Source organism: Mycobacterium sp. (assembly GCF_040509115.1).
Taxonomy (GTDB): Bacteria; Actinomycetota; Actinomycetes; order Mycobacteriales; family Mycobacteriaceae; genus Mycobacterium.
In genome coordinates this window covers 1-4335 of the sequence record NZ_JBEVLO010000117.1, presented here as the reverse complement: position 1 = coordinate 4335, position 4335 = coordinate 1, and the positions used below count along the sequence as shown (strand labels likewise).

Below are 4335 nucleotides of genomic sequence, written 5' to 3'. Positions count from 1 at the left end.
CCCAACTCGCCGAGTCGACGATCACCGATCAGATGGCGTGACCCCAGGCCGCCGAAGGCGATCACCTGCGTCCGTCTAGGCGCTGAGGCCATTGGTCACCGCGCTCAGGGTCGAACGGCCCTGGTTGCCGACGCTCTGTCGGCGGAAGGTCGATGGAGTCGGGTAACGCGCCCGCGAGGAAGGCCGGTGACCAAGAGCGATGAACACCAGCTACAGGCTCCCGTCTTCACCGTTCGAGGCAACCGGGATCCGAGAGATCGTCGATGCCGCGGCGGCGGTGGACGCAGCCAAACGAAGTCCGGGACGAGATGCCCTCGTGGCTGCCAAAGACGACCTGCGGGCCGCCATCCTGTCGGGCCGCGACCAGGGCTTGTCATGGCAAGCGATCGGCGACGCCCTTGGAGTCAGACGCGGATGCGCATACCAACGCTTCCGGCGGCGATCCGGGGACTCGGGCGTCACTGACATCAGTCGGACGAGCCCCCGCCCGCACCGTCGATGAAATGACCGCGGGAACGCGAACTCGACGAAGCAGCAACGAAGCCAAACCCTGGACCCTGGACCGCGACGGTCTGGTGACGCTTAACCCGCAGGAGCCGGGACCTCGTCGGCGGGCGGTGCCGGAGCGACCTCCGCCGGCGGCGCCTCACCCGGCGGCGGCACGGCGGCCTCGGCGAGGATGAACGGAACCGTGGCCGACCTCAAGTTGCCCAGCTGAACGACCAGGTTGTACGTGCCGGGTCCGATCGGTTGCCGGGGCAGCGGGCAGTTCGCCGCCGATCCCATCCCCGTCCACGTCACCTCGGTGGTTACCTGCTCGCCGGGGTTGAACGTCTTGACCAGCGTCTCGTTGGACGGCGCACAGTCCAGGTTGGACCACAGCCGGCTGTTGTCCAGACCGTAGACGTAGGCCGCGAGCACTGCAGCGCCGACGTCACGCTTGCACGCGACGAGGCCGATGTTGGTGACGACCATGGTGAACTTCGGTTGATCGCCGATGACGTAGTCGGGCTGGCTGGTGATGCCCTTGACGGCGAGCGTCGAATCCGGGCAGTCCTCGCCCTCCTGCAGTACCGGCGGCGGCACGACGGCCGCAGTGGGCGTTGGCGTCGGCGCTGGGACTTGCGGGGCGGGCGGCAGGACCGGGGACTTCACTTCGGGGTTCTCCCCTGGCAGCGGCGTCGGCGGTGCGGCGGTGGCGGTGGCGGCCGGCGGAGCATCCGTCGTCTCTCCGCTGGTGCTGTTGCTGAACACCACCACGCCGATGACCACGACGATGACGAGAACGAGCGCCCCGACACCCAGCGCGAGAAACCGTCGGCGCCGGTAAATCTCCGGCGGCAGCGGGCTATGCGGTTCAGTTTCCAGCACGAATACCACGGTAAGGCGAGCTTGAGCGCACCCGTTCGACCTCGCTCGGCGTGTCGCGGGCCAACCTCAGCCGATGTCGCCGACGGATTCGCGCAGAACGGCCCGGCCGTCGGCCAGCTGATAGGTCACCCCCGCGATCGCCAACCTGCCCGCCTGCACGGCTTGGGACACGGCCGTCGAGCGGCTCACCAGTTGCTTGGCGGTCTCGGTGACGTGGCGCGCCTCGAACTCGTCGACTCTGGTCAGTCCCTCCTTGCGCCCGAGCAGGATGGACGGTGTCACGCGTTCGACGATGTCGAGCACGTAGCCGCCGGGCACCTCGCCGTCGTCCAGAGCGGACAGCGTCGCCTTGACCGCTCCGCAGCTGTCGTGACCCAGCACGACGATGAGCGGGACGTTGAGCACGGTCACGGCGTACTCAATGGACCCGAGGACGGCGGAGTCCAGCACGTGACCTGCGGTCCGCACGACGAACATGTTTCCGAGGCCCTGGTCGAAGATGATCTCGGCGGCCACCCGGCTGTCCGCGCAGCCGAACACCACGGCCGTCGGCTTCTGACCCTCGGCGAGGCTGGTTCGGTGCTCGATGCTCTGACTGGGATGCTCGGGCTTCCCTGCAACGAAGCGCTCGTTACCCTCGCTCAGTGCCTTCCATGCGGTTATCGGACTCGTATTCGGCATGCGCACATTCTGCCTGGAGTCGGCCGTGACGGTTGATAGCGGCGAGTTATTACGGTGGTACGACCGCGCCCACCGCGATCTGCCGTGGCGGCAGCCCGGGGTGTCGGCGTGGCAGATCCTGGTGAGCGAGTTCATGCTGCAGCAGACCCCGGTCGCCAGGGTCGAACCCATCTGGCTGGCCTGGATCGCCCGTTGGCCGACGCCGTCCGCCACGGCGGCGGCGAGTGCGGCCGACGTGCTCCGCGCCTGGGGCAAGCTCGGCTATCCGCGCCGCGCCAAGCGCCTACACGAATGTGCGACGGCGATCGCCACCGAGCACGACGACGTCGTCCCCGCCGACGTCGACGCCCTCCTGGCGTTGCCGGGCGTTGGCACCTACACCGCACGGGCAGTGGCGTGCTTCGCGTACGGCAAGCGGGTTCCCGTCGTCGACACCAACGTCCGGCGCGTCGTCGCCCGCGCGGTCCACGGCCGGGCGGACTCCCCCGCCAGCGTGCGCGATCTGGCCGACGTGGCCGCGCTGCTGCCGAATGATGCTCGCGCGCCGCGCTTCTCGATAGCGTTGATGGAACTGGGCGCGATCGTGTGTACGTCCCGTTCACCCCGCTGCGGGGTGTGCCCACTCGCCAGTTGCGCGTGGCGGTCGGCCGGATTCCCACCGTCGACCGCTCCCGCGCGTCGAGCGCAGAAGTACGCGGGCACCGATCGGCAGGTTCGCGGACGCCTATTGGACGTATTGCGCGCCAACGCCGCTCCGGTCACCAGAGCGCAACTGGACGTGGTGTGGCTGACCGACACGGCGCAACGGGACCGGGCGCTTGGCTCACTGCTGACCGATGGCCTCGTGGAGCAGACGTCGGAGGGCCTGTTCGCGCTCAGCGGCGAAGGTGGCTCCGAAGGTGGCGAAGCCGGGGTCAAGTCAGGCGCCGTGAACTAGCCTGAACGCGTGGCCGTACCCGTTTCGCGGGCACCCCGGACTCGCTACGCATCGCGAGGCGATCTCGACATTGCCTACCAGGTTCTCGGTGATGGACCGTTCGATCTGGTCGTCATGCCCGGACCGTTCATCCCGATCGACTCGATCGACTCCGAACCGACGATGTACCGGTTCTATCGGCGGCTGTCGTCATTCTGTCGAGTGATCCGCTTCGACCACCGAGGGATGGGCATGTCGTCGCGCATCGGTGCCGACAAGGTCACGCCTGCCTGCTGGGCCGAGGACGCGCTGGCCGTGATGGATGCGGTCGGCTCCGAGCGGGCCACGCTGCTCGCATCGGCGTTCACCGCCATGAGTGCGCTGGTCCTGGCGGCCGAGCATCCTGAGCGGGTGTCTGGCCTGGTGCTCCTCAACGCGGCCGCAAGGGCGATGTGGGCGCCCGACTACCAGGTCGGCGCGCACTTTGGGGGCGCCAACCCGTTCACCACGGTCGCGATGGAGCCCGACGCCGTCGAGCAGGGGTTCGACGTACTGCGACTCGTCGCCCCTTCGGTGTCGCGTGATCAGGCGTTCCGGACGTGGTGGGACGCGGCGGGCAACCGGGCCGCCTCGCCGAGCATGGCCCGCCGGTCGAGTCAGGCACTCGTCGAAGCCGACGCGCGAGAGACCCTGCCGTCGATCACCTCGCCGACGTTGATCATGCATCGCGACGAGTGCCACTTCGTGCCGGTCGGTCACGGTCGGTATCTGGCCGATCACATCGCAGGCGCGCGCTACGTCGAGCTGCCGGGCTCCGACACGCTCTACTGGGTGGGCGACACCCTGCCGATCCTGGCCGAGATCGAGGAGTTCGTCACCGGCAAGCGCGGCGGTTCGGATGCCGAGCGCGTGCTCACCACGATCGTGTTCACCGACATCGTCGCATCGACCGAACGCGCTGCGGCCATTGGCGACGATCACTGGCGAGACCTGCTCGACAGCCACGACATCCTGGTGCGCCGGGAGTTGCAACGCTTCGGCGGTCGTGAAGTCAATACGGCCGGTGACGGTTTCGTGGCAACGTTCAGCAGCCCCAGCGTCGCACTGGACTGCGCCGAGGGCATCGTCGACGCCGTACGCGGGCTGGGCATCGAGGTTCGGGTCGGAATCCACGCGGGTGAGGTCGAGATGCGGGGCCAGGACATCGCGGGCATGGCAGTGCACATCGGCGCGCGCGTCTCGGCACTCGCGGGGCCTGGCGAGGTCCTGGTGTCCTCGACGGTCAAGGAGATCGTCACCGGCTCACGCCGGACGTTCACCGACCGCGGCGAGCACGACCTCAGAGGCGTGCCAGGCGCGTGGTGCCT

4 protein-coding genes are annotated in these 4335 nt (G+C 68.5%); 2 read left to right on the top strand and 2 right to left on the bottom strand.

Annotated elements, in window-relative coordinates; translation table 11 throughout:
- Nucleotides 1–582: 582 nt before the first annotated feature.
- Together ABW137_RS09260 and ABW137_RS09255 are read right to left on the bottom strand one after the other, a co-directional pair.
- Nucleotides 583–1371, bottom strand: a complete 789-nt coding sequence (locus ABW137_RS09260; RefSeq protein WP_526399117.1) for a hypothetical protein — start codon at nucleotides 1369–1371, stop codon at nucleotides 583–585.
- Nucleotides 1372–1437: 66 nt separating this feature from the next.
- A complete protein-coding gene (locus ABW137_RS09255) occupies nucleotides 1438–2052 on the bottom strand; it encodes a carbonic anhydrase (protein WP_526399116.1) in 615 nt (204 codons plus the stop codon).
- Between the two features lie 25 nt (nucleotides 2053–2077).
- On the opposite strand from ABW137_RS09255, the gene ABW137_RS09250 reads away from it, so the two are divergent.
- Entirely contained in the window at nucleotides 2078–2989 is a 912-nt protein-coding gene (locus ABW137_RS09250) for an iron-sulfur binding domain-containing protein (RefSeq protein WP_526399114.1), read from the top strand.
- 9 nt (nucleotides 2990–2998) lie between these two features.
- Nucleotides 2999–4335: bifunctional lipase/adenylate cyclase LipJ (lipJ, locus tag ABW137_RS09245; RefSeq protein WP_526399112.1), on the top strand; the 1337-nt coding region annotated here is incomplete at its 3' end.

Coding starts and splice junctions, on each gene's coding strand:
- ABW137_RS09255 (WP_526399116.1), bottom strand. CDS start 2,052: ATGCCGAATACGAGTCCGATAACCGCATGGAAGGCACTGAGCGAGGGT.